Below are 992 nucleotides of genomic sequence, written 5' to 3'. Positions count from 1 at the left end.
CAGAAATAGAAGAATTACAGCGCAACACAGCAATAAAAATGCGCCGCCTGAACCACCAGGCTATATCTGCCACTCATTGTTGTGAGTGTGGCGATCCGATAGATGAACGAAGACGCCTGGTCGTTCAGGGTTGTCGGACTTGTGCAAGTTGCCAGGAGGATCTGGAACTTATCAGTAAACAGAGAGGTTCGAAGTGAGCGAAATTAACTCTCAGGCACTGCGTGAAGCGGCAGAGCAGGCAATGCATGACGACTGGGGATTTGACGCAGACCTTTTCCATGAATTGGTAACACCATCGATTGTGCTGGAACTGCTGGATGAACGGGAAAGAAACCAGCAATACATCAAACGCCGCGACCAGGAGAACGAGGATATTGCGCTAACAGTAGGGAAACTGCGTGTTGAGCTTGAAACAGCAAAATCAAAACTCAACGAGCAGCGTGAGTATTACGAAGGTGTTATCTCGGATGGGAGTAAGCGTATTGCTAAACTGGAAAGCAACGAAGTCCGTGAAGACGGAAACCAGTTTCTTGTTGTTCGCCATCCTGGGAAGACTCCTGTTATCAAGCACTGCACTGGTGACCTGGAAGAGTTTCTGCGGCAGTTAATCGAACAAGACCCGTTAGTAACTATCGACATCATTACGCATCGCTATTACGGGGTTGAGGTCAATGGGTTCAGGATGCAGGTGAGTATCTGCATATGATGTCTGACGCTGGCATTCGCATCAAAGGAGAGTGAGATCGGTTTTGTAAAAGATAACGCTTGTGAAAATGCTGAATTTCGCGTCGTCTTCACAGCGATGCCAGAGTCTGTAGTGTCAGATGATGACCGTACTCAAACATCGGGTTGAGTATTATCTTACTGTTTCTTTACATAAACATTGCTGATACCGTTTAGCTGAAACGACATACATTGCAAGGAGTTTATAAATGAGTATCAATGAGTTAGAGTCTGAGCAAAAAGATTGGGCGTTAATCAATGTTGTGCAG

Annotated in this window: 2 protein-coding genes; both read left to right on the top strand. The window is 46.0% G+C overall.

Features of this window, described 5'->3' with window-relative positions; all coding sequences use genetic code 11:
* Positions 1–38 precede the first annotated feature (38 nt).
* Positions 39–197 (top strand): TraR/DksA family transcriptional regulator, encoded by a 159-nt coding sequence (locus C200_RS15260; protein WP_229041931.1) that lies wholly within the window; start codon positions 39–41, stop codon positions 195–197.
* Positions 194–706: an ead/Ea22-like family protein gene (locus C200_RS14350; protein ID WP_457620996.1), complete on the top strand. Its 513-nt coding sequence runs from the start codon at positions 194–196 to the stop codon at positions 704–706. Before C200_RS15260 ends, C200_RS14350 begins: the two co-directional genes overlap by 4 nt.
* Positions 707–992 lie beyond the last annotated feature (286 nt).

The sequence above is a fragment of the Piscirickettsia salmonis LF-89 = ATCC VR-1361 genome (genome assembly GCF_000297215.2).
Taxonomy (GTDB): domain Bacteria; phylum Pseudomonadota; class Gammaproteobacteria; order Piscirickettsiales; family Piscirickettsiaceae; genus Piscirickettsia; species Piscirickettsia salmonis.
The sequence above is the reverse complement of the archived record's forward strand: the minus strand, read 5'-3'. Positions and strand labels throughout refer to the sequence as shown.